Here is a 21,429-nt window from a genome sequence, read left to right as displayed (position 1 = left end):
AACTCCGGACGGCCTGCGGCCAGGCACTATGTCTGATGTTTGTGGTCGGGGATCGCTGGCGGCCATCCCCGACACCTTAATATATAAGGATGCGCCAGGGCGACATCGCCCCGGCACATCGGATGGCAATCCTCAGGCGGCGGCGAACTCGACCTGTCCGGCCAGCAGCCTGTCGATGGGGACGCTCTCCAGATGCGCCAGTTGCCGGCGCACATAGTCGGCCATCGCGGCCACCTGTGCCGGTTCGGGCAGGGTGGAGCCGAACAGGTTGCGGTCCAGCGCCGATTCCAGCACGGACGGGTCGTCACCCGCGGCGATCCCGGCATCATAGGCGGCGACGCGGCCATAATAATGGCTGGCCAGATCCTTCACCTTGTCGCCGATCTTCATGTCGCTGACACCCAGTTCGCGCAGGTTGAAATCCATGTCGGCGAACATGAAATCGAACAGGGCCTGATTGAAATCGGCTGTCGCCTTGCCGCCCATGGCCAGCCGGCGCATGACCAGCCAGGCATGCAGCGCCACCATCTCGAACCGCCCCTCCAGCGTATCGGGCACGCCCTGGTCGGCAAAGAAGGGGGGCTGGCGCGACTGGGCCACAATCGCGCCATAGAGGGCGGCGATGGTGCGTTCGCGCCGGGGGCGCTGGAACAGGCGACTGAACAAGGCGGGCCTTCTCCCCTGGCTTTCACAGGCTCGTGGATATGGATACTGCGGACATTGACATTGCGCCAAGGCCGGTGCCAATGTCACCGGCCAGATAGGGGGCGGCAGCCTTGCCGTCAAGCCATGGCGGGTCGTATTGCCGGTTCCCGGCGGGCGGATTGCCGGTTTCCGGCTTGCCGGCCGCTGGTCATCGGGGTTCTGCCCCGTGCATGGTCTGGCGGGGGCGCCCGTAACGCCGCCGGTCACTACAGGTTTGAGAGACGTCACGTTGATGCGCAAGACCCATGCAACCGCCCTGTTGACCTTCGCCTTTTTCGGCCTGGGCCTGACGGGCTGCGCCCCCATCGTCGCCCAGCGCGGCAATCTGGTGGAGGATTCGCGGATGGCGCAGATCCAGGTCGGCCAGACGACGCGCGAGCAGGTCCAGTATGTGCTGGGCACGCCGACCACCACAGGCACGGTCGACGGTTCCACCTGGTACTATATCGGCCGCCGGACGGAGCAGACCGCCTTCCTCGACCCCGAGGTGACGGCACAGCGCATCCTGCGCGTCCGTTTCGACGCCGGTGGCACGGTGCAGGAGATGACGGAGATCGACGGCAACGATGCCGCCTATGTTGCCCCCGTGGCCCGTGTGACCCCGACCGTGGGCCATGATCTCGGCTTCTTCGAACAGTTGCTGGGCAACCTGTCCAAGCCTGCGCGCAAGAAGAAGAAGGACGACGGAAAGAGCCGCTGAGGCGGCGTCATCCCGTCCGCAAACGGTCCCGCAGCAGAAGGACGCGCGTGCCATAGGACCGGCCGCGCGCCTCGTCCATCCAGGTATGGTAGCGGCCGATGGCGCGGGCGGGATCGGAGGGCAGGCTGTCCAGGGCCTCGCGCAGGATGCCGGCGCCGATGCGCAGGTTGATTTCCGGGTGCAGCAGGTGGCTGATATCGGGAACCCGGTGCCCGTGCCAGCGGACATTCACCTGCATCCATCCCAAATCTGCGTCCCGCACCTGATCGGCCGGCAGGCTGTGGATCAGGGCCATGGCCGCGTCGAAATCATCGGGATAGAAGGACTCCATCCTGGTCCGCACGGCATAGGGCCAGGGGCCCGTGCGGCCGCGCCTGTCCAGCCGGCTTTCGACATAGGATACGGCGTAGAGAAGATAGGGGTCGATCCGGGCCAGCCGCCCCGCCCGTTCCCAGATCGTACCCGTCAGCGTGAACGCGCGGGCCGGCCTCGCGGCCAGCAGCAGGCCGGCGGCACCGGTCAGCAGGGCGCGGCGGGCCAGCAGGGTGGGGCGGGAAGAAGCGGGATTGCGGCATGTCGGCTTCATGCAGCCTGTAATACACCAAATCCTGGTGATCGTAACCGGTCGCCAGCCTCAGTTGCCGGCGCGGCCATCCGGCAGCCTGGCGACGCAGCATGTGCCGCGCGGTGGCAGTCGCCGCCGAACCGGGACCGGATCTGTCCAACTCATCAGGTTCCGGTATTAGCCCAGGGTTGCCCGGCCGTCCAGCCGGGCTCACCGCTGCCGGCGCCGGCTGCTGGGCTGGGCATGGGCCCATGCCATGCGCAGCCCAGCAGCCAGTTCAGCTTCCGTCAGGCCCGACAGCGTGCCCGTGGTCCATCCCTGCCGGCCCCAGCCATTGGGAACGGGGATGAAGGCATCGGGTGCAACGGTGCATTTCAGCGCCTGCTCATCGGGTGTGAACCTGAAATTGGCCGTCAATCCGTCTGGTGCCAGCGTCACATAGGTGCGGGCCACCTTGAAGGCCGCGCGGTCGAAATGCGGATGTTCGGTTGTTCCCGGCAGCCCCAGTGCCAGCCGGCGCAGGTCCGATCCTGTCACCATGTCTTCTCCCCGTCTCCCACTGCTTTAAATAAGGCAGCGTGCCGGACAGGAAGGGGCGGGGCAAGGGACCATGATCCCTGCCGCTGCTTCCTTGCACCTTTGCGTGGAATTGGCTAGCGTCTGCTTCGCAATTGCGGGACAGGGGTGGGCATCGTGGGTCATCCGGCCAGTGCGGCGCATGGCGCCCCGCGTTCGTCATTCGGCGTGCTGTTCCTGTCGGCCATCGGTGTTGTTTTCGGCGATATCGGCACGAGCCCGCTCTATGCCATGAAGGAGGCCTTCGCCGGCCCGCACCCGCTGCCGGTCGATGAGCTGCATGTGCTGGGCGTGCTGTCGCTGGTCTTCTGGACCGTGCTGCTGGTGGTATCGGTCAAATATGTCGCCATCATCATGCGCGCCGACAATGAGGGGGAGGGCAGCAGCTTCGCCCTGCTGGCCCTGTTGCAGAAAACCCTGGCCGACAATCCGCGCCTGTCGGTGCTGGCCGGTGTGCTGGGGGTCTTCGCGGCGGCGCTTTTCTATGGCGACAGCGCCATCACCCCGGCCATATCGGTCCTGAGCGCCGTGGAAGGCCTGAATGTGGCGGCGCCGGATCTGGCACCCTGGACCGTGCCGATCGCCATCGCCATCCTGGTGGCCCTGTTCGCGATGCAATCCAAGGGCTCCGCAGCGCTGGGCGGGGGCTTCGGCCTGCTGATGGTCCTCTGGTTCAGCGTCCTGGCCGTGCTGGGCGTGACCAATATCGGGCGTGCACCGGAGGTGCTGGCCGCCCTGTCGCCGCATCATGCCATCGCCTTCATCGCCCATGACGGCTGGATTGGCTTCCTGGCGCTGGGGTCGGTGGTGCTGGCTGTGACGGGGGCGGAGGCGCTTTATGCCGACATGGGTCATTTCGGCCGGCTGCCCATCCGGCTGGCCTGGTATCTGCTGGTCTGGCCGTCGCTGATGCTGAATTATTTCGGCCAGGGGGCGCTGCTTCTCTCCGACCCGGCCACGGCGGCCAATCCCTTCTTTCTGCTGGGGCCGGCCTGGGCGGCGCTGCCGCTGGTCGGGCTGGCGACGCTGGCCACCATCATCGCCAGCCAGGCCGTGATCTCCGGCGCCTTTTCCGTGACGCGGCAGGCGATCCAACTCGGCTACCTGCCGCGGATGAAGATCATCCATACCTCGGAAAAGGAGATGGGGCAGATCTATGTCCCGCTGGTCAACTGGGCGTTGATGCTGGCCGTGGTGGCCCTGGTCCTGGGCTTCGGCAATTCCACCAACCTGGCTTCCGCCTATGGTGTGGCGGTGACGGGAACCATGCTGATCACGACGACGCTGGTGGCGCTGCTGGCCTTCCATCATTGGGGCTGGAACGGAAAGATGGCACTGGCTTTCTTCGGCCTGCTGCTGGCTGTGGACCTGGCCTATTTCCTGGCCACGGCCACCAAGATCACGCATGGGGGCTGGTTCCCGCTGGCTGCGGGCATCGTGGCCTTCATCATCATGACGACCTGGAAGACGGGCCGTAGACTGCTGCAGGCCAAGCTGCGGGCCAATGCCGTGCCGCTGGAGGAGTTCCTGGCGGGCATCGCCGGCAGCGGCCGGGTGACGCGCGTGCCGGGCACGGCCGTTTTCCTGACCACCAACCCGACGGGCGTGCCGCTGGCCCTGCTGCATAATCTGAAGCACAATCATGTCCTGCATGAACAGGTCGTCATTATGACGGTCAAGGTGACGGAGCGCCCCCGCGTGCCGGTGGGCGAGCGGCTGGTCTCTCAGAAGCTGCGCGACGATGTCCACCGCGTCACCATGCATTGCGGCTTCATGGACGATCCCGACATTCCCAAGGCGCTGGCCAATGCCCGGCGCTCGGATCTGGGATTCGATTATGAACCCCTGCGCTTTTCCTATTTCCTGACGCGGGAAACCATCGTGCCTTCACCGGAACCCGGCATGGCCCGCTGGCGGGAGGAACTGTTCGCCTTCCTGATGCGCAGCGCCACGACCTCGGCCGACTTCTTCCATCTGCCGCTCAATCGCGTGGTGGAACTGGGGGGTCATGTCGAGATCTGACGCCGGTGACGGGCGGGCGTTGTGCCCGTCCATTGCCGGAAGGCGCGGTTGAAGGCGGCCGGCTCGGCAAAGCCCAGCAAGGATGTGATGTCGGCGATGGAAAGGTCGGGCCGGGCCAGCGCCTCCTGTGCCATTTCCAGCCGCAAACGGTCCTTGATGGCCTGGAAGGATGTCCCCTCCTGCCGCAGCATCCGGCGCAAGGTGGCCGGGGAACAGCGCAGCGTGGCGGCCACCCGGTCCAGTCCCGGCCATTCGGCCGGTGGGCGCCGGCGCAGCATGGCGGCCACCCGCCGGCCATGGCCATCGGGGTTGCGATACTTCACCAGGAAACTGTCGGGCGCCTGGTTCAGGAAGGATCGCGCGGTGCGGGCATCCTGCGCGACAGGCAGATCCAGCATGCCCGCATCGAACCATAGCCGGCAATGCGGCCGGTCGAAGCGCAGGTTGGCGCTGAACAGCACCTGATACTCCCCGGCATGGCCGGGCGCCGGATAGGGCAGTTCCGCCTCCAGGATCGCGATGCGGCGGCGGGTCAGCCAGCAGGCCACGCCATGGATATAGACGAACAGTGTCTCCACCGCGAAGACGGGCACGGGCCGGTCGGGCCGGGTCGGCATGATCTCCAGCGCCGCGCGGCCGGCCTCCCGCCGCACGGCGACGCGCAGGTCATCGAAGGTGGTGTTGTAGGCACGGCAAAGCAGGGTCAGCGCGCGCCCGAGCCCGCCGGTGCCCAGGGTCAGCAGGCAGGACAGCGCGAAGCTGCCGATCTTCATGCGGCGGCTGTCCAGGCCGAAGAACTCGTCATCCAGCACCTGTGCCACCCCGCGCAACAGGGCGGCATAGGCGCCGACGGGCACGCGCGCCGATGCCTGTGCCAGCAAGGCCGGGGCGATGCCGGCCTTGCGCATCACCGGGGCCGTGTCCAGCCCGCGCGCCTGCATGCCCGCCAGGGCTGCCTGCACGAAATGGATCGAAACGCTGCCCTTCTCCATGCCCGTCGGCATCCCCTGCGGAATTGATATAACCGGTCAGGAAATTTGATCAAAACGGTTATGGATGATCGGAAGCGGCAAGTCTACGCTGTCCCGGACAAGCAATAGGCTTTGAGGAAACCGCCATGACCGCCGATCCGATCGTCATCGTGTCCGCCGCCCGTACCGCCATGGGCGGGATGCTGGGCGAATTGTCGGGCCTGACGGCTGCCCAGCTGGGTGCCGCCGCCGTGAAGGAAGCCGTGGTCCGGGCCGGCATCTCCGGCGAGAGCGTGGACGAACTGCTGATGGGCAACGTGCTGCAGGCCGGACAGGGCCAGGCGCCGGGCCGTCAGGCGGCGCTGGGCGCCGGCCTGCCGCTGTCGGTCACCTGTTCCACCGTGAACAAGATGTGCGGCAGCGGCATGAAGACGACCATGCTGGCCCACGACCTGATCCTGGCCGGTTCCGCCGACATCGTGGTGGCCGCAGGGATGGAGAGCATGTCGAACGCCCCCTATCTGCTGGACCGGGCGCGCGGCGGCTATCGCTATGGCCACGCCACCATCTTCGACCATATGGCGCTGGACGGTCTGGAGGATGCGTATGAGCGCGGCCGTGCCATGGGCACCTTCGCGGAGGATACGGCCAGCCATTTCGGCTTCACCCGGGAGGCACAGGACGCCTATGCCCTGGAAAGCCTGCGCCGTGCCAAGGCGGCCGTGGAGGATGGCACCTTCGACGCGGAGATCGCGCCCGTGACCGTGAAGGGCCGCGGCGGGGAAAGCGTGGTCGCCCGTGACGAGCAGCCGGGCAAGGGCCGCCCGGACAAGATCCCGACGCTGAAGCCCGCCTTCCGCAAGGATGGCACCGTGACGGCCGCCAACAGCAGTTCCATCAGCGATGGGGCGGCGGCGCTCGTGCTGATGCGGGCCAGCGAGGCGGATAAGCGGGGCCTGTCGCCGCTGGCCCGCATCGTCGGCCATGCTGGCCATGCCCGCGCCCCGGCCTGGTTCACCACGGCCCCTGTCGGTGCGATGCAGTCCCTGTTCGCCAAGACCGGCTGGACCGCGGGCGATGTCGACCTGTTCGAGATCAACGAGGCCTTTGCCGTCGTGGCCATGGCCGCCATGAAGGAACTGGACCTGCCCCACGACAAGGTCAATGTGCATGGCGGGGCCTGCGCGCTGGGCCATCCGATCGGTGCGTCGGGTGCCCGTATCCTGGTGACGCTGCTGCACGCGCTGAAGAAGCGTGGGCTGAAGCGTGGGGTCGGCAGCCTGTGCATCGGTGGCGGCGAGGCCACTGCCATGGCCGTGGAGATGCTGTAATCGGGTAGTCAGCCTTCACGAAGCCTGCCCACCCCGCATGGGCGCATGATCGATAACGCCCCACCCGGCTTCCGGCCTGCCGCCGTGATGCCGGCAGGGTGCCGGAAAGGACATTCCATGCTTTTCACCGAAGAACAGGTGATGGTGCGCGACATGGCGCGCCAGTTCGCGCGCGAGCGCCTGGCCCCCGGTGCGGCGGAACGCGACCGCGAAAGCCGGTTCCCCGCAGCGGAACTGCGGGAAATGGGCGAGCTGGGCCTGTTGGGCATGGTGGTGCCCGAGGAATGGGGCGGGGCCGGGGCCGACGCCGTTTCCTATGCCCTGGCGATCGAGGAGATCGCGGCGGGTGACGGCGCCATATCCACCATCATGAGCGTGCATAATTCCGTCGGCTGCGCCCCCATCCTGAAATTCGGGAACGCGGAGCAGAAGGAACGCTATCTCCGGGAGATGGCGGCCGGCCGCCTGCTGGGCGCCTTCTGCCTGACGGAGCCGCAGGCAGGCTCCGACGCATCGGCGCTGAAGACCCGGGCCGTGGCCGATGGCGACCATTACGTGCTGAACGGTGCCAAGCAGTTCATCACGAACGGCCGGCATGCCGGCGTCGCGCTGGTCTTCGCCGTCACCGACCCGGCGGCGGGCAAGAAGGGCATCTCCGCCTTTCTGGTGCCCACCGACAATCCCGGCTACAAGGTCGCGCGGCTGGAGCACAAGCTGGGTCAGCGCAGTTCCGACACGGCCCAGATCCTGCTGGAGGATGTGCGCGTTCCGGCATCGGCCATGCTGGGACATCCGGGTGACGGCTATCGTATCGCGCTGGCCAACCTGGAGGGCGGTCGCATCGGCATCGCGGCGCAATCCGTCGGCATGGCCCAGGCCGCTTTCGAGGCGGCCCGCGATTATGCCCGCGACCGCACCTCCATGGGCGTGCCCATCATCGAACATCAGGCCGTATCCTTCCGCCTGGCCGATATGGCGACCCGGATCGAGGCGGCCCGGCAACTGGTCCTGCATGCCGCGTCGCTGCGCGGGGCCGGCCAGCCCTGTCTGAAGGAAGCGTCGATGGCCAAGCTGTTCGCGTCGGAGATGGCGGAGCGTGTCTGCTCCGATGCGATCCAGACGTTTGGCGGTTACGGTTATGTGGATGATTTTCCGGTGGAACGCATCTATCGCGATGTCCGGGTCTGCCAGATCTATGAAGGCACCAGCGACATCCAGCGCCTGGTCATCGCCCGCAACCTGTGATGGGCCGGCCGGTTCCGGCACCGCAGGCCTGTTCTGTCGGCTCGTGATGCCGTCGCCCGGTCGGGCAAACGGCATCACGGCAACGGAGCCTATGGTGCGGCGTCCGTCACGGCGCAGCCCACGATCAGGGCATCGCAGCGCAGCACTTCCAGGATCGTGTCGGTCGTGCTGCCCATCAGGAAATCCAGCACGCTGCCGCGATCGTCGGTGCCCAGCACGACGAGGTCGGTGTCGTTGGCGGCCACATAATCGCGCACCAGATCAGCCGGTGCGCCCTCTTCCGCCAGGACGCGCAGCTTTCGCGCGGCATCCGGTGCAAGTTCGGCCGATGCCACGAAGGCCGCCGCCTCTTCCTGTACCGATGTGCGATACTGGTCGCGCATCTGGTCCTGATCACGCACGATACCGACGAACGGCGTCTGGAAGGCGTGCAGCAGGGCCGTGGATTGCTGCGGGAACAGATGTGCCGCCATTTGCAGGGCGCGACGCGACGGGGCGGCAAAATCCGTGGTGACCAGCACGTTCTGATAGGTCTCCCGCGCCCGGTTGCGCACGACCAGCACGGGCGCCGGCGCCCGGCGGGCCAGCTTTTCCACACTGGTGCCCAGGCTGAAGCGGCCCAGCACCTCGCTGCGGGCCAGGCCCGTGATGATCAGGTCGCAGGCCCGCTCGCTGGCGACGCGCTGCACCGTTTCCGACACGTCGCCCTTTTCCACCATGATGGCAACGGGACCGGGTGCGCGGCGCAACTCGGTCTCGATCTCCCGCGTGGCGACCTGTACCGGGTCGTCGGGGCGGCGCCAGGGAAGGACCGTGTCGCGCTCGTCCTGCATGTCCTGCCGGTCGGGCTCGACCACATGCAACAGGATCAGTTCGGCCTGCCATTCATTGGCCAGCAGCAATGCGCGGTCCAGGGCGCGGTCGCACCGGGCGGACAGGTCCGTGGCCAGAAGCAGGCGACGCGGGCGGGCGGCCATGGGCGGGGTTTCATTCGTCATGGGGTCTCCTCCTGTCGTTCATAAGTAATGTCTTTTGCTCAGATTTCATCCCCGAACAGACGCCACCGGCGCAGCAACGCCTTTTCCCCTTCCAGCACGGCCATCAGCAGCACGCCCGTCAGGATGATGACGATGCCATCGGCCAGCGGAACGGGCCGCGTCGCGAACCACGCCTGCATGACGGGGGTGTAGGTGAAGGCGAGCTGTGCGGCCACCACGATGGCGATCACCAGCAGCACGGCCGGCGTGCCCAGCACGCCGCGCCAGGTGACCGACCCGACATGCAGATAGCGGACATTGAACAGGTAGAAGATTTCCAGCACGACGATGGTGTTCACCACCATGGTCCGCGCTGTTTCCACATCATGTCCGCGGTTCAGGGCATAGAAGAAGATGGCCAGTGCCCCGCCCAGGAACAGGAAGGAAACCAGGATCACCCGCCAGACCAGGAAACGGGACAGCAATGGTGCATTGGCCGGCCGTGGCGGCCGTTGCATCACGCCGGGTTCGGACGGTTCGAATGCCAGGACAAGGCCCAGCGTCACCGTCAGGATCAGGTTGATCCACAGGATCTGCACGGGCGACATGGGCATGGTGAAGCCCAGCAGGATGGCGGCGATGACGGTCAGGGCCTCGCCGCCATTGGTGGGCAGGGTCCAGGCGATCACCTTGCGGATATTGTCATAGACGGTGCGGCCCTCATGCACGGCGGCGACGATGGAGGCGAAATTATCGTCCAGCAGCACGATTTCCGCCGCCTCCTTGGCGGCTTCGGTCCCCTTGCCGCCCATGGCGATGCCGACATTGGCCTGTTTCAGCGACGGGGCATCGTTCACCCCGTCGCCCGTCATGGCGACGATGGCCCGATCGGCCTGAAGCGCCTGCACGATACGTAGCTTATGCTCCGGGCTGGTGCGGGCGAAGACATGGGCGCGCTCGGCCACCTGCTTCAGCGCCGCATCGTCCATCCGGTCGATATCGGCGCCCGTCACCACCTCCGGCCGGTCCGCCAGGCCCAGTTGCCCCGCGATGGCGGCGGCCGTGGCGCCATGGTCACCCGTGATCATCTTCACCTGGATGCCGGCCGACCGGCATTCGGCGATGGCGTCGACCGCCTCGTCGCGCGGCGGATCGATGAAGCCGATGATGCCGATGAAGATCAGGTCCGTGTCCAGATCGGCGAAGGACAGCCGGTCCAGCCCGGCCGGAACCGGCTTCATCGCGAAACCCAGCACACGTTCCCCCTGTGCCGCGGCGGCTTCGATCCTTTCCTGCCAACAGGGAGCGTCCAGCGGTTCCGTCCCGTGGGCACCGGCCTGACCGGCGGCCTTGGCCAGCAACTGTTCGGGCGCGCCCTTCACGAAGATCACCCGTTCACCGGGGCCCTGGTGCAGGCTGGCCATGAATCTGTGCTTGGCGTCGAAGGGGATCTCGTCCACGCGCGGCCATTCCCCGCGGACATGGCCGGGATCGAACCCGGCCTTCATGACCAGGCAGACCAGCGCGCCTTCCATCGGGTCGCCATCGACATGCCAGGCGTCGGGACCCGTCTGGCGCAATTGGGCATCGTTGCACAGCAGGGCCGTGCGCAGGAGCGGTGCCGCCAGGGCCAGCGACTCCATGTCCTCGTCCCGGCCGCTGACACGGAAGCTGCCCTCCGGCCGATAGCCGGAGCCGCCGACCATGATCTCATGCCCGGCCGTGACCAGCCGGCGGGCCGTCATCTCGTTGCGGGTCAGCGTGCCCGTCTTGTCGGAGCAGATGACGGAGGTGGCGCCCAGTGTCTCCACCGCGGGCAGGCGACGGACGACGGCATTCCGTGCGGCCATGCGCTGCACGCCGATGGCCAGCGTGATGGTGATGACGGCCGGCAGTCCTTCGGGCACGACGCCCACGGCCAGCGCCACCACGGCGATCAGTGCCTCTTCCCAATGGAACTGCCGCACCAGCACGGCGAAGATGAACAAGGCCACGGCGGCGCTGACGGCCGTCCAGGTGAAACGGCGGCCGAACTCGTTGATCTGACGCAGCAGCGGGGTCGTGATCTCCTGCACCTGGCTGATCATCCGGCTGATATGGCCGATCTCCGTATGGGCGCCCGTCGCCACCACGATGCCCATGCCCTGGCCGGCGGCGACCATGGTGCCGGAAAAGGCCATGCAGAACCGCTCCGCCAGCGGGCTTCGGGCATCCACCAGAGCTTCCCGTTTCTCTGACGGCACGGATTCGCCTGTCAGGGCGGCTTCCTCTATCAGCAGTGCGCGGGCCCGGGTCAGGCGCAGGTCGGCCGGAATGCGGTCACCCGCTTCCAGCAGCACAATGTCGCCGGGGACCAGGTCGGTGGCCGGAATGGATTGCCGCCTTGCATCGCGGATCACCTGGGCGTGGGGGGAAATCATCGACCGGATGGCGTTCAACGCCTTCTCGGCACGCCCCTCCTGCACGAAGCCGACGATGGCGTTCACCGTGACCACGGCCAGGATGACGACAGCATCGATATGATGGCCCAGCGTGGCGGCGGCCACGGCGGCGGCCAGCAGGAAATAGATCAGCGCGTTGTTGAACTGTGCCAGCAGCCGCATGATCGGATGCTTTCCGGGGGCTGCCGGCAGCTGGTTGGGCCCGTTGACCCGCAGCCGGCGCTGCACCTCCGCCGCGTCCAGGCCGCTGACGCTGGTAGCCAGTGCTGCGAACACGTCCGCTTCCGGCAGGGCATGCCAGGCGATCGGGTACTCTTCGGGCGTCGGTGCCGCCGGCTTCTCATTCATCGCAAGGGGTCCGTTCTCTGCCGTGGTTTCCGGGGCCGGTCATCAAGGACTGGCATTATTCATCCGGGAAACTTACCAGGGCAGGGCGGAACCCCATTGATCCTGATCAAAAGCCGGGGGGATTTGGTGGCGGCCGTATCGGCGTTCGGCTGCGGCCGTCCGTCGCCGGTGATGGACAGCGCGGGTCAGCGGCTAACGGCTGTGAAGGCACGAAAGAAATTTGATATGAACAGAATACAACATTTAAATGTAAAGCAATTGGGAAAGGGTGCGTGAGGTCCCTCTCCCAAGCTGCGATCATGACGTAGGGCCCCCGCGGCATTTCCTTGCACTTTGGGTTCTGTCCCTTTGGTTTCGGGGGCGTTGGATTCTGTTGCGAGCGACGATTGCCGGGAAGCTTGGCAATACTCGCGTGCTGATCGGTTCCCGATGAGAATATGGCCCCGCCCCCGTATCGTCTGAGTGGAGCCTGTTCAGTTGGACTAAGTGGCGCGTGCGTCGTTCAGCCGGTGCTGATGGCAGCCGTACGGCGGCGCGGCGCGGGGGGCGGGTCGCGGCGGATGGTATCGGCCATCCGACGCAGCCAGCCGGCAATGTCCGAAGGCATGGCGGCTTGCCCGGACGCCCAACGGCGCACCTGACGTTCATCCATGTCTAGCATGGAGGCTAAGCCCCGCTGGGACCAACCCAGCAGGGCCAAGCATTCCCGGATTTCGTCGGGGGTCACAGGACCCCCATGGATTTCAACATGGCGACGATGGCGACGATACCGGTGACGACCGACGTGACCATGGCGACGGAAGCGGTGAAGGGGGCGAAGCCGTGATCGCGGCGCAGTTTGTCAGCCTCCGCCAGCAGCTTGCGTTCTTCCGCCATCAGCTTTTGCTGTTCGGCCATCAGTTTGTGCTGTTCGGCGACAAACTTGCGGGTTTCCTCCAGCGAGCGGTCAGTGCGCGCCAGTTGTTCCGTCAGGTCTGCGGACATATCGGTCATCGGGGCTTTCCCTCAATCTGGCTGGGGCCATTCCCTTGCCATGTCCGCATAATGCGGACAATTATGGGCAGGGTCAAGTAGAAAAGCGACTGGCTGCGCTCCCGATCCGCACCCAAAATCCGCACCCAGCCCCAAAAAGCACGAAAGCCGCCGTCGTTTCCGACGGCGGCTTTCCGTGTAACCCATTGGTAGGGTTAGCGAGAGAATGGTCGGAGCGACAGGATTCGAACCTGCGACCCCTAGACCCCCAGTCTAGTGCGCTACCAGGCTGCGCCACGCTCCGACCTCTCGTGCGAACCACGCCGGGGAACCCCGCCGTCGTTCGGGCGCGGACTATAGCCACCGACTTCCAGGGATGCAACGCCTCTATCAACAAAAAATCGCATGATTGTCGTTTTCCGGTCTGCCCTGTCCGGTACGCGGGGCTGCGGCCCGCCGCCCGCGCGGGACAGCGAGGGGGCGGGGGGCTACCATCGGCGGCCCAGCAGCGAAGGAAATCCAGGGATGGAAGCGCCTGTCCTGACCTATGTCACCGCACCCGATATCGAAACGGCCCGTCGCATCGGCGCCGCCCTGGTGGAGGAGCGGCTGGCCGCCTGCGTCAACATCCTGCCGGGAATGGAAAGCCTTTACCGCTGGCAGGGGCGGGTGGAGCAGGCGTCGGAGGTGGTGTTGATCGCCAAATGCCGGGCCGGCGGGGCCGGGGCGCTGACGGCGCGCGTGCGCGCCCTGCACCCTTATGAACTGCCTTGCATCGTCACCCTGCCCATCACGGGCGGGCTGCCGGCCTATCTGGCCTGGCTGGTGGCGGGCAGCACGGCGCCGGCCCAGGCCACCCCGGAAGGGGAGGGGGCATGATGCCGGCGGAGCAGCGTTCGGCCAGACTGTCGCTGGCCTATTCGAATATCGGTCACACCACCATGCATGTGATGACGGGTCTTTACCTGACCATCGTGCTGGAACTGGTCCGTGAATGGCAGATGGGGTACGAGGATCTGATCCGGCTGTGGACCTTCGGGGCGCTGCTGATCGGCCTGGGGGCGCCGCTGGCCGGGTGGCTGGGCGACCGCTGGTCGGACAGCCGCATGATCGTCGTCATGTTCGTGCTGTCGGGCCTGGGGGCGATCGGTGCCGCCCTGGCCGACACGCCCGACCAGATGATGTGGGCCCTGGCCGTCATCGGGCTGGGCGGCGCCATCTATCATCCCGTCGGCATCTCCTGGACCATGAAGAATGCCGCCAACCGTGGCCGTGCCATGGGTGTGCTGGGCATTTTCGGCAGTATGGGCGTGGCCGGCGGCAGTATCGTGGCCGGCGGGCTGGCGGCATTGTGGGGCTGGCACAGTGCCTTCCTGGTGCCGGGCCTGATCTGTCTGGTCTTTGCGCTGGCGCTGGGCTGGCACATCGCCCGCGGCGCCATCATGGATCGGCGGGCCGACATGGTGGAAAGCACGGTTCCCGGCCGCCGCGAGCTGGTGCGCGCCTTCATCATCCTGTCGGTGACCATGATGTGCGGCGGCGTCATCTTCCAGTCGCTGCTGACCATGTCGCCGAAATGGTTTGAACAGGCGGTGGGCACCGATCTGGCGGGCAGTACGCTTGGTGTGGGCGGCCTGGTCACGGCCGTCTTCCTGGCCGGTGCCCTGCCGCAGTTCCTGGGCGGGCTTCTGGCCGACCGCCTGCCCGTCAAATGGATCTATATGGGCTGCGCGCTGTTCCAGATTCCGCTTTATTTCCTGGCCATGCAGGTGCTGGGCTGGTCCTCGATCGTGCTGGCGGCGGGAATGGTCGCGCTGATGAACATGCAGATCCCGGCGGAAAACCTGTTGCTGGCCCACTATACGCCGGCCCGTTACCGCGGCATCGCCTATGGGTCTAAATTCGTGCTCAGCTTCGGTATGGCGCCGCTGGGCGTGCAACTTGTCGCGTGGGCCTATGGGCGCACGGCGGGTCCGGAACTGGTGTTCGCGGTGCTGGCCGTGCTCTCCTCCATGGTGTTGCTGTCCGCCTTCCTGCTGCCGCGGGAAGGAAAGGGGCCGGATGGCGCGGTCCAGGGCAAGGAGGGGCTGTCCCCGGTACCGGTGGCCGGCGCCGGGGACTGATCATCCCCGCACCCCGGCCATATGGACAGCCGGGGGCGGGCTGATGCGGATCATCCCTCCTGCGAGGCCGTCAGGGCACGGTCCAGGTCGGCGATGATATCCTCCACCGATTCCAGGCCGATGGACAGGCGTACCACATCCGGCCCGGCCCCGGCGGCGGCTTGGCCTTCTTCCGTCAACTGCCGGTGCGTCGTGCTGGCAGGGTGGATGATCAGGGACCGGGTGTCGCCGATATTGGCCAGATGGCTGAACAGTTCCACCGATTCCACGACGCGCACGCCCGCATCGTAGCCGCCCTTGACGCCGAAGGTGAAGACGGCGCCCGCCCCCTTGGGCAGGTAACGCCGGGCCAGTGCGTTGTAGGGGCTGTCTTCCAGCCCGGCATAGTTCACCCAGGCCACGGCCGGGTGGGTAGACAGGAATTCCGCCACCTTCTGCGCGTTGGTGCAGTGGCGCTCCATCCGCAGGGCCAGCGTCTCCGTCCCCAGAATGCCCAGGAAGGCGTTCATGGGGGCCATGGCGGGGCCAAGGTCGCGCAGCCCGATGGCGTGGCCATAGATCGTGAAGGCCAGATGCCCGAACGTATCGGCGAAGCGCAGCCCGTGGTAACCGGGCTCCGGCTCAGACAGGGCGGGGAACCGGCCGTCCCGGCGCCAGTCGAATTTGCCGCTATCCACCACGACGCCGCCCACCGACGTGCCATGGCCCGTCAGGAATTTCGTCGTCGAATGCACGACCAGCGTGGCCCCATGCTCGATGGGGCGGCACAGATACGGCGTCGCCATCGTATTGTCGACGATCAGCGGCACACCGGCTTCGTCCGCGACCTTGGCGATCGCGGCGATGTCGCTGACCACGCCGCCGGGATTGGCCAGGCTTTCGATGAAGATGGCGCGTGTCTTGGGCGTGACGGCCCGGCGGAAATTCTCCGGATCGTCCCCATCGACAAAGACGCAGTTCCAGCCGAAGGCGCGCGGGAAGCTGTTGGCGAACTGGTTCAGCGAGCCGCCATAGAGCTTCCTGGCGGCGATGAATTCGTCACCGGGGCGCATCAGGGGGAACAGGGCCAGGATCTGGGCGGAATGGCCTGACGCCGTGCAGGTGGCGCCCGCCCCGCCTTCCAGATTGGCGATCCGTTCTTCCAGCACCGACACGGTGGGGTTTGTCAGGCGCGAATAGATGAAGCCGACCTTCTGCAGGTTGAACAGGGCCGCAGCCTCGTCCACATCCTCGAAGACATAGCTGCTGGTCTGATAGATCGGCGTGGCGCGCGCGCCGGTTGCCGGGTCGGGGGCCGCGCCGGCATGGATGGCGCGGGTTTCAAATCCGAAGCTGCGGGGTGTTTCGTCGCTCATCTGGCGTTCCTCTGCGATGTCACATCAGTTTCTTGGCCGGTTTCACGGGCCGGCGCTTGGCGGTGATGATGTTGGAATTGACCCCCTGGCGCCCGATCTCGCCGTAAAGCCTGGCATATTCGATCTTGGGGCAGCGGTTCATGATGACGGTGGCCCCTGCCGTCTCTGCCCTGGCCGCCGCCTCGTCGTTGCGGATGCCAAGCTGCATCCAGATATAGGGGATGCCCATGGCGGCGGCTTCTTCCGCCACCCGGCCGGCCTCGGCGGTGTTGCGGAAGATATCCACCATGTCCGGCTTTTCCGGCAGGTCGGTCAGGCTGGCATAGGCCGGCTGTCCCAGCACGCTCTTGCCGGCCAGCGCCGGGTTGACGGGGATCATGCGATAGCCTTTGTCGGCCATGTATTTCATGACGTAGAAGCTGGCGCGCACCGGATTATCGGTGGCGCCGACGACGGCGATGGTTTTCACCGCGTTCAAGACGCCGCGGATGAACTCGTCAGGGTAGAAATCGTGCTGCATGCATCCTGGTCCCGGCCATGGGGAGGACAGGGAACGACAAATCGCCCGTCTTTTCAACAGGCTCGATTGGCACAATGTGCTGTTTCACTGTATTTTTATGTTAAAAACGCACGCCGAAAGTCCTGGCTGCTCCCTATGGGCGGGGCAGGCTACACTGGTTGGTCTGTCCGTGAACAACGGGAATAAGTGAGAGGAGACCGGCCCATGGCGCGACACCTGTCTGGCAATCTCCGGCTGCCGTCCCTGGATGTTGCGGCGTTCACCGCCCTGCTGGATGAATATATGCCGCAGGTCCGGGACGATGGTTTCGCCGTGCGGGAAATGGGGTGGGGCCGGTGTGTGATGGATGTGGGGGCCTCGCCGCGCACCATCCGGGCGGGGGGCACCATTTCCGGCCCCACCATGTTCGCGCTGGCCGATGTGGCATTGTATGGTGCCGTGCTCAGCCAGATCGGCCATGTGCCGCTGGCGGTCACCAGCAACATGACCATCCATTTCCTGAAGAAGCCGCCGCCGCGCGCCCTTGTGGGCGAGGCCCGGATATTGAAACCGGGCAAGCGGCTTGCCTACGGCGAGGTGCTGATCCATTCCGATGGCGACCCCGATCCGGTCGCGCATGCGACAGGCACCTACGCCATTCCGGCCGCGACGCCGGCCTGAACCGGATTTCCCTTGCCGGGAAAGCCGGTTCGCGGGCGGCGGGCCTTCAGGCCGGGATGATCAAGGTTTGCGCTTCTGCTTGTCCTTCTGCATCTCGTGCGTGACGACACCGGCGCCCGCACCGGCCAAGCCGCCCAGGGCAGCACTGCCGACATTGCCGCCCAGCACGGCACCGCCCGTGGCGCCGATCAGGGCCCCGCTGGCCGCGCGCTGTTCCATGCTGTTGCCACAGGCGGCCAGCAGGCCCGCCAGGGCCACGGCGGCGGCGCCCGCGCGGATCGTCGCGATGGTGGACATTCGAACCTCCTCTTAACGGTTGCACCGGACAAGCAACACCCGTGCAGGTTCCAGGTTCCCTCGCATGGGGCCGATGCCACAACCGCATGCCAGGGAAAGGTCGGGGCATGCGCAGGAGATTTGAGGTAAAAAAGTCCAATAATATCAAGGTGTTTCGGATTGAGGTACTATAATACCGTTCCCCAGCCCATTGTTCATGCTGCATTTTTTGCTTGCCGCGATGCGGGTTTGGCCGTAAACCACCCACCGCTTCGGTGCCAGCCCGGTGGTTGGCGCCTTCATCCGTTCAAGCCCGAGTGCTCCGATGAAGACCTTTAACCTGAAGCCGTCCGAGATCGAGAAGAAGTGGATTCTGATCGATGCGGAGGGCGTTGTGCTGGGTCGTCTCGCCAGCCAGATCGCCATGATCCTGCGCGGCAAGACCAAGCCCACCTATACCCCGTTCCTGGATTGCGGTGACAATGTCATCGTCATCAATGCCGAGAAGGTCGTCCTGACCGGCAACAAGCGCCAGGATGCCATGTTCTACTGGCACACTGGCTATCCGGGCGGCATCAAGGGCCGTTCCGCCGGCCAGATCCTGGACGGCCGCTTCCCCGAGCGCGTCATCCTGAAGGCCGTCGAGCGCATGATCCCGCGCGGCCCGCTGGGTCGTCGCCAGATGTCCAACCTGCGCGTCTATGCCGGTGCCGAGCACCCGCACGCCGCCCAGGAGCCGGCGGTGCTGGACATTGCCGGCCTGAACGCCAAGAACAAGCGGAGCGCCTGATATCATGGCCACCATCAACAGCCTCGCTGACCTGAAGGCCGGCGCCGCCGCCGCTGTCACTGCCGCCCCGGATGCCCCGGTGGAGCCCAAGCTGGACGCTTTCGGCCGCGCCTATGCGACCGGCAAGCGCAAGGACGCCGTCGCCCGCGTGTGGCTGAAGCCCGGCACCGGCAAGATCACCGTGAATGGTCGCGAACTGGCGGTTTACTTCGCCCGTCCCGTGCTGCGCATGATGATCAACCAGCCGTTCCAGATCACCAGCCGGATCGAGCAGTTCGACGTTATCGCCACGGTTTCCGGTGGCGGTCTGTCGGGTCAGGCAGGCGCCCTGCGCCATGGTCTGTCCAAGGCCCTGACCTTCTTCGAGCCGGGCCTGCGTCCCTCGCTGAAGGCCGCCGGCCTGCTGACCCGCGATCCGCGCGTTGTCGAGCGTAAGAAGTACGGCAAGGCCAAGGCCCGCCGCAGCTTCCAGTTCTCCAAGCGCTGATGCGCCTGGATCCTGGCAAGCCTGGGTCCAAGGAATGGAGAAAGGGCGTTCCCGTGTGGGAACGCCCTTTTTCTTTTGGCCGGCCGGTGCCGGCCTCACATGCCTTCATAGTCGATGGTCCAGGGCTCCTTCTCCGCGTCGGCCAGCCATTCCCGCATGGCGGGCAGGTCGTGGATGGCCTCGACATAGGCGCCGGATACGGGGTCCAGTGCCACGCCCCAGGTGCGCAGGCGGGAACAGACGGGCGCAAACATGGCATCCGCGATGCCAAAGCCCCCGAACAGGAAGGGGCCACCCTGACCGAATCGTGCCCGGCAATCGGTGAAGATGGCCAGCACCCTGTCGATATCGGCCTGGGCCGCCGCGACCCGGGCCGGCCGGTCGTAGCGGCTGCGCATGTCCATGAACAGGTTGCGCCGCAGGTCGGGGAAGCCGGAATGCATTTCCGCCGCGACCGACCGCGCCACGCCACGGGCGACGGGGTCCGTGGGCCATAGCTCGGCCTGGGGGCACAATTCGTTGACATACTCACAGATGGCCAGGCTGTCCCATACCGTCACTGTGCCATGGTGAAGCACAGGTGCCTTGCCACTGGGGGCATGGGACAGCAGCCTGGCCTTCGTGTCGGTCTGGCGCAGCGGCACCACCTGTTCGTCAAAGGCCAGCCCGGCCTGCCGCATGGCCAGCCAGGGGCGCAACGACCACGAGGAATAGTTCTTGTTGCCCAGGACCAGGGTGAATGCGGGGGAGGGGGCGGCCGTCATGGGAGGTCCTGCTTCACCGTTGCTAAGAAAGGGCTGGAAGAGTAGGGCTGAAGGCCTGTGGCCACCAAGCCCGATTTGAGCGGGCTGCCCGATGGCCGAACCTGACAGCGCCTGATCCCTGAAGGAAGCCGCGACCGTGACTGCCCATTTGCTGACAGAGACCCCCGCCGACGCCGTGCCCGTGACCCTGCTGCGCAAGGAGGGGCTGGAGGAATGGCTGGCCTCGGTTCCCCAGGCGCAGGCGACCTGGGTCAAGCGCGTGGGCTTCACGGGGGCCGCCGGCTCCACGGCGTTGGTGCCGGGAAGCGACGGGGGCCTGGCTCGCGTGCTGGTGGGCATTGGCGAGCGGGTGGACATCTGGTCTCTGGCCGGGCTGCCTGCGACCCTGCCGGCCGGCAGCTATCTGCTGGAAACCGCCTTGGAAGCGGCGGCGGCCACGGCCGTGGCGACGGGCTGGGTGCTGGGCACCTATCAGTTCACCCGCTACAAGAAGGCGGGCCGGGGCTTTGCGGGACTGGTGCTGCCCGCCAATGCGGACGGGGCGGCGATAGCGCGGTTCACCAGAGCGGCCTTCATGGTGCGCGACCTGGTCAATACCCCGTGTGAAGATATGGGCCCCCCGCAACTGGCCGCAGTCGCCGCCGGTCTGGCGGCGGAATTCGGGGCCAGTTGCAGTGTCACCGTCGGTGACGACCTGCTGACGGCGAACTATCCCATGATCCATGCCGTTGGCCGGGCTGCGGTACGGCCCCCCTGCCTGATCGATCTTGTCTGGGGTGATGCCACGCACCCGCGCGTGACGCTGGTGGGAAAGGGTGTGTGCTTTGACACCGGCGGCCTGGACCTGAAGCCCGCATCCGGCATGCTGATCATGAAGAAGGACATGGGGGGCGGTGCGCATGCACTGGGTCTGGCCCGCATGATCATGGAAGCGGGGTTGCCCGTGCGCTTGCGTGTTCTGGTGCCGGCCGTGGAAAATGCCGTGGCGGGCAACGCCTTCCGTCCCATGGATATCCTGCCCACGCGCAAGGGCCTGTCGGTGGAGATCGGCAATACCGACGCGGAGGGCCGGCTGATCCTGTGCGATGCGCTGGCGGAAGCCGATTCGGAGAAACCCGCCCTGCTGCTGGATTTCGCCACCCTGACCGGTGCCGCGCGGGTGGCTCTGGGCCCCGACCTGCCGGCCCTGTTCAGCAATGACGATGCCTTGGCGGCCGACATCCTGACCGCGGGCATGGAGGTCGGCGACCCCATATGGCGGCTGCCGCTCTGGCAGGGATACCGGCCGCAACTGGACAGCAAGATTGCCGACCTGAACAACGCGCCTGCCGGCGGCATGGCGGGCGCCATCACGGCGGCCCTTTTTCTGGAACAATTCGTATCCAGGGAGACGCCATGGGCACATCTGGACCTGTTCGCCTGGAACAATTCCAGCCGCCCCGGCCGCCCAGAGGGCGGGGAGGCCATGACGCTGCGCGCTGTCTTCGCCGCTATCGCTGCCCGTTTCGGGAAGCTCTGAGGCAATCCCGCGGCCGGCCAGCCGCAGTCCAAACGGATAGCCTCTGTTCCGCTGCGGCTAATCCGCTTGACTCTGTGCGGGG

Annotated in this window: 21 protein-coding genes and 1 tRNA gene; 10 read left to right on the top strand and 12 right to left on the bottom strand. The window is 66.3% G+C overall.

What is annotated here, in order from left to right; translation table 11 throughout:
- Positions 1-132: 132 nt before the first annotated feature.
- A complete protein-coding gene (locus tag ACM9LZ_RS16160; protein ID WP_416620527.1) occupies positions 133-666 on the bottom strand; it encodes a ubiquinol-cytochrome C chaperone family protein in 534 nt (177 codons plus the stop codon).
- A gap of 271 nt (positions 667-937) precedes the next feature.
- Here ACM9LZ_RS16160 and ACM9LZ_RS16155 point away from each other — a divergent pair, with 271 nt between their 5' ends.
- Positions 938-1,405 carry an outer membrane protein assembly factor BamE gene (locus tag ACM9LZ_RS16155; RefSeq protein WP_416620526.1) on the top strand — a complete coding sequence of 156 codons (468 nt, stop codon included), beginning with the start codon at positions 938-940 and terminating at the stop codon, positions 1,403-1,405.
- 7 nt (positions 1,406-1,412) lie between these two features.
- Here ACM9LZ_RS16155 and ACM9LZ_RS16150 read toward each other — a convergent pair whose 3' ends face one another.
- Both ACM9LZ_RS16150 and ACM9LZ_RS16145 read right to left on the bottom strand, forming a co-directional pair.
- Complete coding sequence (locus ACM9LZ_RS16150; RefSeq protein WP_416620525.1) at positions 1,413-1,991, bottom strand: transglycosylase SLT domain-containing protein; 579 nt, start codon at positions 1,989-1,991, stop codon at positions 1,413-1,415.
- A gap of 189 nt (positions 1,992-2,180) precedes the next feature.
- Entirely contained in the window at positions 2,181-2,510 is a 330-nt protein-coding gene (locus ACM9LZ_RS16145; protein WP_416620524.1) for an MmcQ/YjbR family DNA-binding protein, read from the bottom strand.
- A gap of 153 nt (positions 2,511-2,663) precedes the next feature.
- On the opposite strand from ACM9LZ_RS16145, the gene ACM9LZ_RS16140 reads away from it, so the two are divergent.
- Positions 2,664-4,568 (top strand): potassium transporter Kup, encoded by a 1,905-nt coding sequence (locus ACM9LZ_RS16140; RefSeq protein ID WP_416620523.1) that lies wholly within the window; start codon positions 2,664-2,666, stop codon positions 4,566-4,568.
- On the opposite strand, the gene ACM9LZ_RS16135 is transcribed toward ACM9LZ_RS16140, so the two are convergent.
- Positions 4,553-5,560: an AraC family transcriptional regulator gene (locus ACM9LZ_RS16135; protein WP_416620522.1), complete on the bottom strand. Its 1,008-nt coding sequence runs from the start codon at positions 5,558-5,560 to the stop codon at positions 4,553-4,555. The genes ACM9LZ_RS16140 and ACM9LZ_RS16135 overlap by 16 nt on opposite strands.
- A 125-nt stretch (positions 5,561-5,685) precedes the next feature.
- Between ACM9LZ_RS16135 and ACM9LZ_RS16130 the strand changes: the two genes are divergently transcribed.
- Both ACM9LZ_RS16130 and ACM9LZ_RS16125 read left to right on the top strand, forming a co-directional pair.
- Positions 5,686-6,870 carry an acetyl-CoA C-acyltransferase gene (locus ACM9LZ_RS16130; protein WP_416620521.1) on the top strand — a complete coding sequence of 395 codons (1,185 nt, stop codon included), beginning with the start codon at positions 5,686-5,688 and terminating at the stop codon, positions 6,868-6,870.
- A 117-nt stretch (positions 6,871-6,987) separates the two neighbouring features.
- Positions 6,988-8,115 carry an acyl-CoA dehydrogenase family protein gene (locus tag ACM9LZ_RS16125; RefSeq protein WP_416620520.1) on the top strand — a complete coding sequence of 376 codons (1,128 nt, stop codon included), beginning with the start codon at positions 6,988-6,990 and terminating at the stop codon, positions 8,113-8,115.
- Positions 8,116-8,204: 89 nt separating this feature from the next.
- On the opposite strand, the gene ACM9LZ_RS16120 is transcribed toward ACM9LZ_RS16125, so the two are convergent.
- The 4 genes from ACM9LZ_RS16120 to ACM9LZ_RS16105 all read right to left on the bottom strand — a co-directional run bounded on the left by ACM9LZ_RS16120 (position 8,205) and on the right by ACM9LZ_RS16105 (position 13,157).
- Complete coding sequence (locus ACM9LZ_RS16120) at positions 8,205-9,113, bottom strand: universal stress protein (RefSeq protein ID WP_416620519.1); 909 nt, start codon at positions 9,111-9,113, stop codon at positions 8,205-8,207.
- A gap of 38 nt (positions 9,114-9,151) precedes the next feature.
- Positions 9,152-11,881 carry a cation-transporting P-type ATPase gene (locus ACM9LZ_RS16115; protein ID WP_416620518.1) on the bottom strand — a complete coding sequence of 910 codons (2,730 nt, stop codon included), beginning with the start codon at positions 11,879-11,881 and terminating at the stop codon, positions 9,152-9,154.
- Positions 11,882-12,604: 723 nt separating this feature from the next.
- Entirely contained in the window at positions 12,605-12,874 is a 270-nt protein-coding gene (locus ACM9LZ_RS16110) for a hypothetical protein (protein ID WP_416620517.1), read from the bottom strand.
- A 206-nt stretch (positions 12,875-13,080) separates the two neighbouring features.
- Positions 13,081-13,157 (bottom strand) — tRNA-Pro (locus tag ACM9LZ_RS16105).
- 221 nt (positions 13,158-13,378) lie between these two features.
- Here ACM9LZ_RS16105 and cutA point away from each other — a divergent pair.
- Both cutA and ACM9LZ_RS16095 read left to right on the top strand, forming a co-directional pair.
- Positions 13,379-13,732, top strand: coding sequence for a divalent-cation tolerance protein CutA (gene cutA / locus ACM9LZ_RS16100; protein ID WP_416620516.1), 354 nt, complete (start codon positions 13,379-13,381; stop codon positions 13,730-13,732).
- Positions 13,729-14,976, top strand: a complete 1,248-nt coding sequence (locus ACM9LZ_RS16095; protein ID WP_416620515.1) for an MFS transporter — start codon at positions 13,729-13,731, stop codon at positions 14,974-14,976. The genes cutA and ACM9LZ_RS16095 overlap by 4 nt, the downstream gene beginning before the upstream one ends.
- Before the next feature lie 50 nt (positions 14,977-15,026).
- Here ACM9LZ_RS16095 and ACM9LZ_RS16090 read toward each other — a convergent pair whose 3' ends face one another.
- Together ACM9LZ_RS16090 and ACM9LZ_RS16085 are read right to left on the bottom strand one after the other, a co-directional pair.
- The gene (locus tag ACM9LZ_RS16090) at positions 15,027-16,331 is read right to left on the bottom strand and encodes an O-acetylhomoserine aminocarboxypropyltransferase (RefSeq protein ID WP_416620514.1); all 1,305 of its coding nucleotides are present in this window, start codon (positions 16,329-16,331) and stop codon (positions 15,027-15,029) included.
- Positions 16,332-16,350: 19 nt separating this feature from the next.
- Positions 16,351-16,851: a CoA-binding protein gene (locus ACM9LZ_RS16085; protein WP_416620513.1), complete on the bottom strand. Its 501-nt coding sequence runs from the start codon at positions 16,849-16,851 to the stop codon at positions 16,351-16,353.
- Between the two features lie 204 nt (positions 16,852-17,055).
- On the opposite strand from ACM9LZ_RS16085, the gene ACM9LZ_RS16080 reads away from it, so the two are divergent.
- Entirely contained in the window at positions 17,056-17,511 is a 456-nt protein-coding gene (locus ACM9LZ_RS16080; protein WP_416620512.1) for a PaaI family thioesterase, read from the top strand.
- A 60-nt stretch (positions 17,512-17,571) separates the two neighbouring features.
- On the opposite strand, the gene ACM9LZ_RS16075 is transcribed toward ACM9LZ_RS16080, so the two are convergent.
- On the bottom strand, positions 17,572-17,808 hold the full coding sequence (locus tag ACM9LZ_RS16075) for a hypothetical protein (RefSeq protein ID WP_416620511.1): 237 nt from the start codon (positions 17,806-17,808) through the stop codon (positions 17,572-17,574).
- Between the two features lie 304 nt (positions 17,809-18,112).
- Here ACM9LZ_RS16075 and rplM point away from each other — a divergent pair, with 304 nt between their 5' ends.
- Together rplM and rpsI are read left to right on the top strand one after the other, a co-directional pair.
- Positions 18,113-18,577, top strand: a complete 465-nt coding sequence (gene rplM / locus ACM9LZ_RS16070; protein WP_416620510.1) for a 50S ribosomal protein L13 — start codon at positions 18,113-18,115, stop codon at positions 18,575-18,577.
- 4 nt (positions 18,578-18,581) lie between these two features.
- Positions 18,582-19,064, top strand: coding sequence for a 30S ribosomal protein S9 (gene rpsI / locus ACM9LZ_RS16065; RefSeq protein ID WP_416620509.1), 483 nt, complete (start codon positions 18,582-18,584; stop codon positions 19,062-19,064).
- 95 nt (positions 19,065-19,159) lie between these two features.
- On the opposite strand, the gene ACM9LZ_RS16060 is transcribed toward rpsI, so the two are convergent.
- Complete coding sequence (locus ACM9LZ_RS16060) at positions 19,160-19,828, bottom strand: glutathione S-transferase family protein (RefSeq protein ID WP_416620508.1); 669 nt, start codon at positions 19,826-19,828, stop codon at positions 19,160-19,162.
- Between the two features lie 136 nt (positions 19,829-19,964).
- Between ACM9LZ_RS16060 and ACM9LZ_RS16055 the strand changes: the two genes are divergently transcribed.
- Positions 19,965-21,347 carry a leucyl aminopeptidase family protein gene (locus tag ACM9LZ_RS16055; protein ID WP_416620507.1) on the top strand — a complete coding sequence of 461 codons (1,383 nt, stop codon included), beginning with the start codon at positions 19,965-19,967 and terminating at the stop codon, positions 21,345-21,347.
- Positions 21,348-21,429: the final 82 nt, after the last annotated feature.

Source organism: Niveispirillum fermenti (assembly GCF_048066175.1).
Lineage (GTDB): Bacteria > Pseudomonadota > Alphaproteobacteria > Azospirillales > Azospirillaceae > Niveispirillum > Niveispirillum fermenti.
Note: the sequence above shows the minus strand (reverse complement) of the source record. Positions and strands in the feature narration are given on the sequence as shown.

Bases quoted from the DNA above. Each gene is read 5' to 3' on its own strand.
- ACM9LZ_RS16155 (WP_416620526.1), top strand. From the start codon at position 938: ATGCGCAAGACCCATGCAACCGCCCTGTTGACCTTCGCCTTTTTCGGC.
- ACM9LZ_RS16150 (WP_416620525.1), bottom strand. From the start codon at position 1,991: ATGAAGCCGACATGCCGCAATCCCGCTTCTTCCCGCCCCACCCTGCTG.
- ACM9LZ_RS16145 (WP_416620524.1), bottom strand. From the start codon at position 2,510: ATGGTGACAGGATCGGACCTGCGCCGGCTGGCACTGGGGCTGCCGGGA.
- ACM9LZ_RS16135 (WP_416620522.1), bottom strand. From the start codon at position 5,560: ATGGAGAAGGGCAGCGTTTCGATCCATTTCGTGCAGGCAGCCCTGGCG.
- ACM9LZ_RS16130 (WP_416620521.1), top strand. From the start codon at position 5,686: ATGACCGCCGATCCGATCGTCATCGTGTCCGCCGCCCGTACCGCCATG.
- ACM9LZ_RS16125 (WP_416620520.1), top strand. From the start codon at position 6,988: ATGCTTTTCACCGAAGAACAGGTGATGGTGCGCGACATGGCGCGCCAG.
- ACM9LZ_RS16120 (WP_416620519.1), bottom strand. From the start codon at position 9,113: ATGACGAATGAAACCCCGCCCATGGCCGCCCGCCCGCGTCGCCTGCTT.
- ACM9LZ_RS16115 (WP_416620518.1), bottom strand. From the start codon at position 11,881: ATGAATGAGAAGCCGGCGGCACCGACGCCCGAAGAGTACCCGATCGCC.
- ACM9LZ_RS16110 (WP_416620517.1), bottom strand. From the start codon at position 12,874: ATGACCGATATGTCCGCAGACCTGACGGAACAACTGGCGCGCACTGAC.
- cutA (WP_416620516.1), top strand. From the start codon at position 13,379: ATGGAAGCGCCTGTCCTGACCTATGTCACCGCACCCGATATCGAAACG.
- ACM9LZ_RS16095 (WP_416620515.1), top strand. From the start codon at position 13,729: ATGATGCCGGCGGAGCAGCGTTCGGCCAGACTGTCGCTGGCCTATTCG.
- ACM9LZ_RS16090 (WP_416620514.1), bottom strand. From the start codon at position 16,331: ATGAGCGACGAAACACCCCGCAGCTTCGGATTTGAAACCCGCGCCATC.
- ACM9LZ_RS16085 (WP_416620513.1), bottom strand. From the start codon at position 16,851: ATGCAGCACGATTTCTACCCTGACGAGTTCATCCGCGGCGTCTTGAAC.
- ACM9LZ_RS16080 (WP_416620512.1), top strand. From the start codon at position 17,056: ATGGCGCGACACCTGTCTGGCAATCTCCGGCTGCCGTCCCTGGATGTT.
- ACM9LZ_RS16075 (WP_416620511.1), bottom strand. From the start codon at position 17,808: ATGTCCACCATCGCGACGATCCGCGCGGGCGCCGCCGCCGTGGCCCTG.
- rplM (WP_416620510.1), top strand. From the start codon at position 18,113: ATGAAGACCTTTAACCTGAAGCCGTCCGAGATCGAGAAGAAGTGGATT.
- rpsI (WP_416620509.1), top strand. From the start codon at position 18,582: ATGGCCACCATCAACAGCCTCGCTGACCTGAAGGCCGGCGCCGCCGCC.
- ACM9LZ_RS16060 (WP_416620508.1), bottom strand. From the start codon at position 19,828: ATGACGGCCGCCCCCTCCCCCGCATTCACCCTGGTCCTGGGCAACAAG.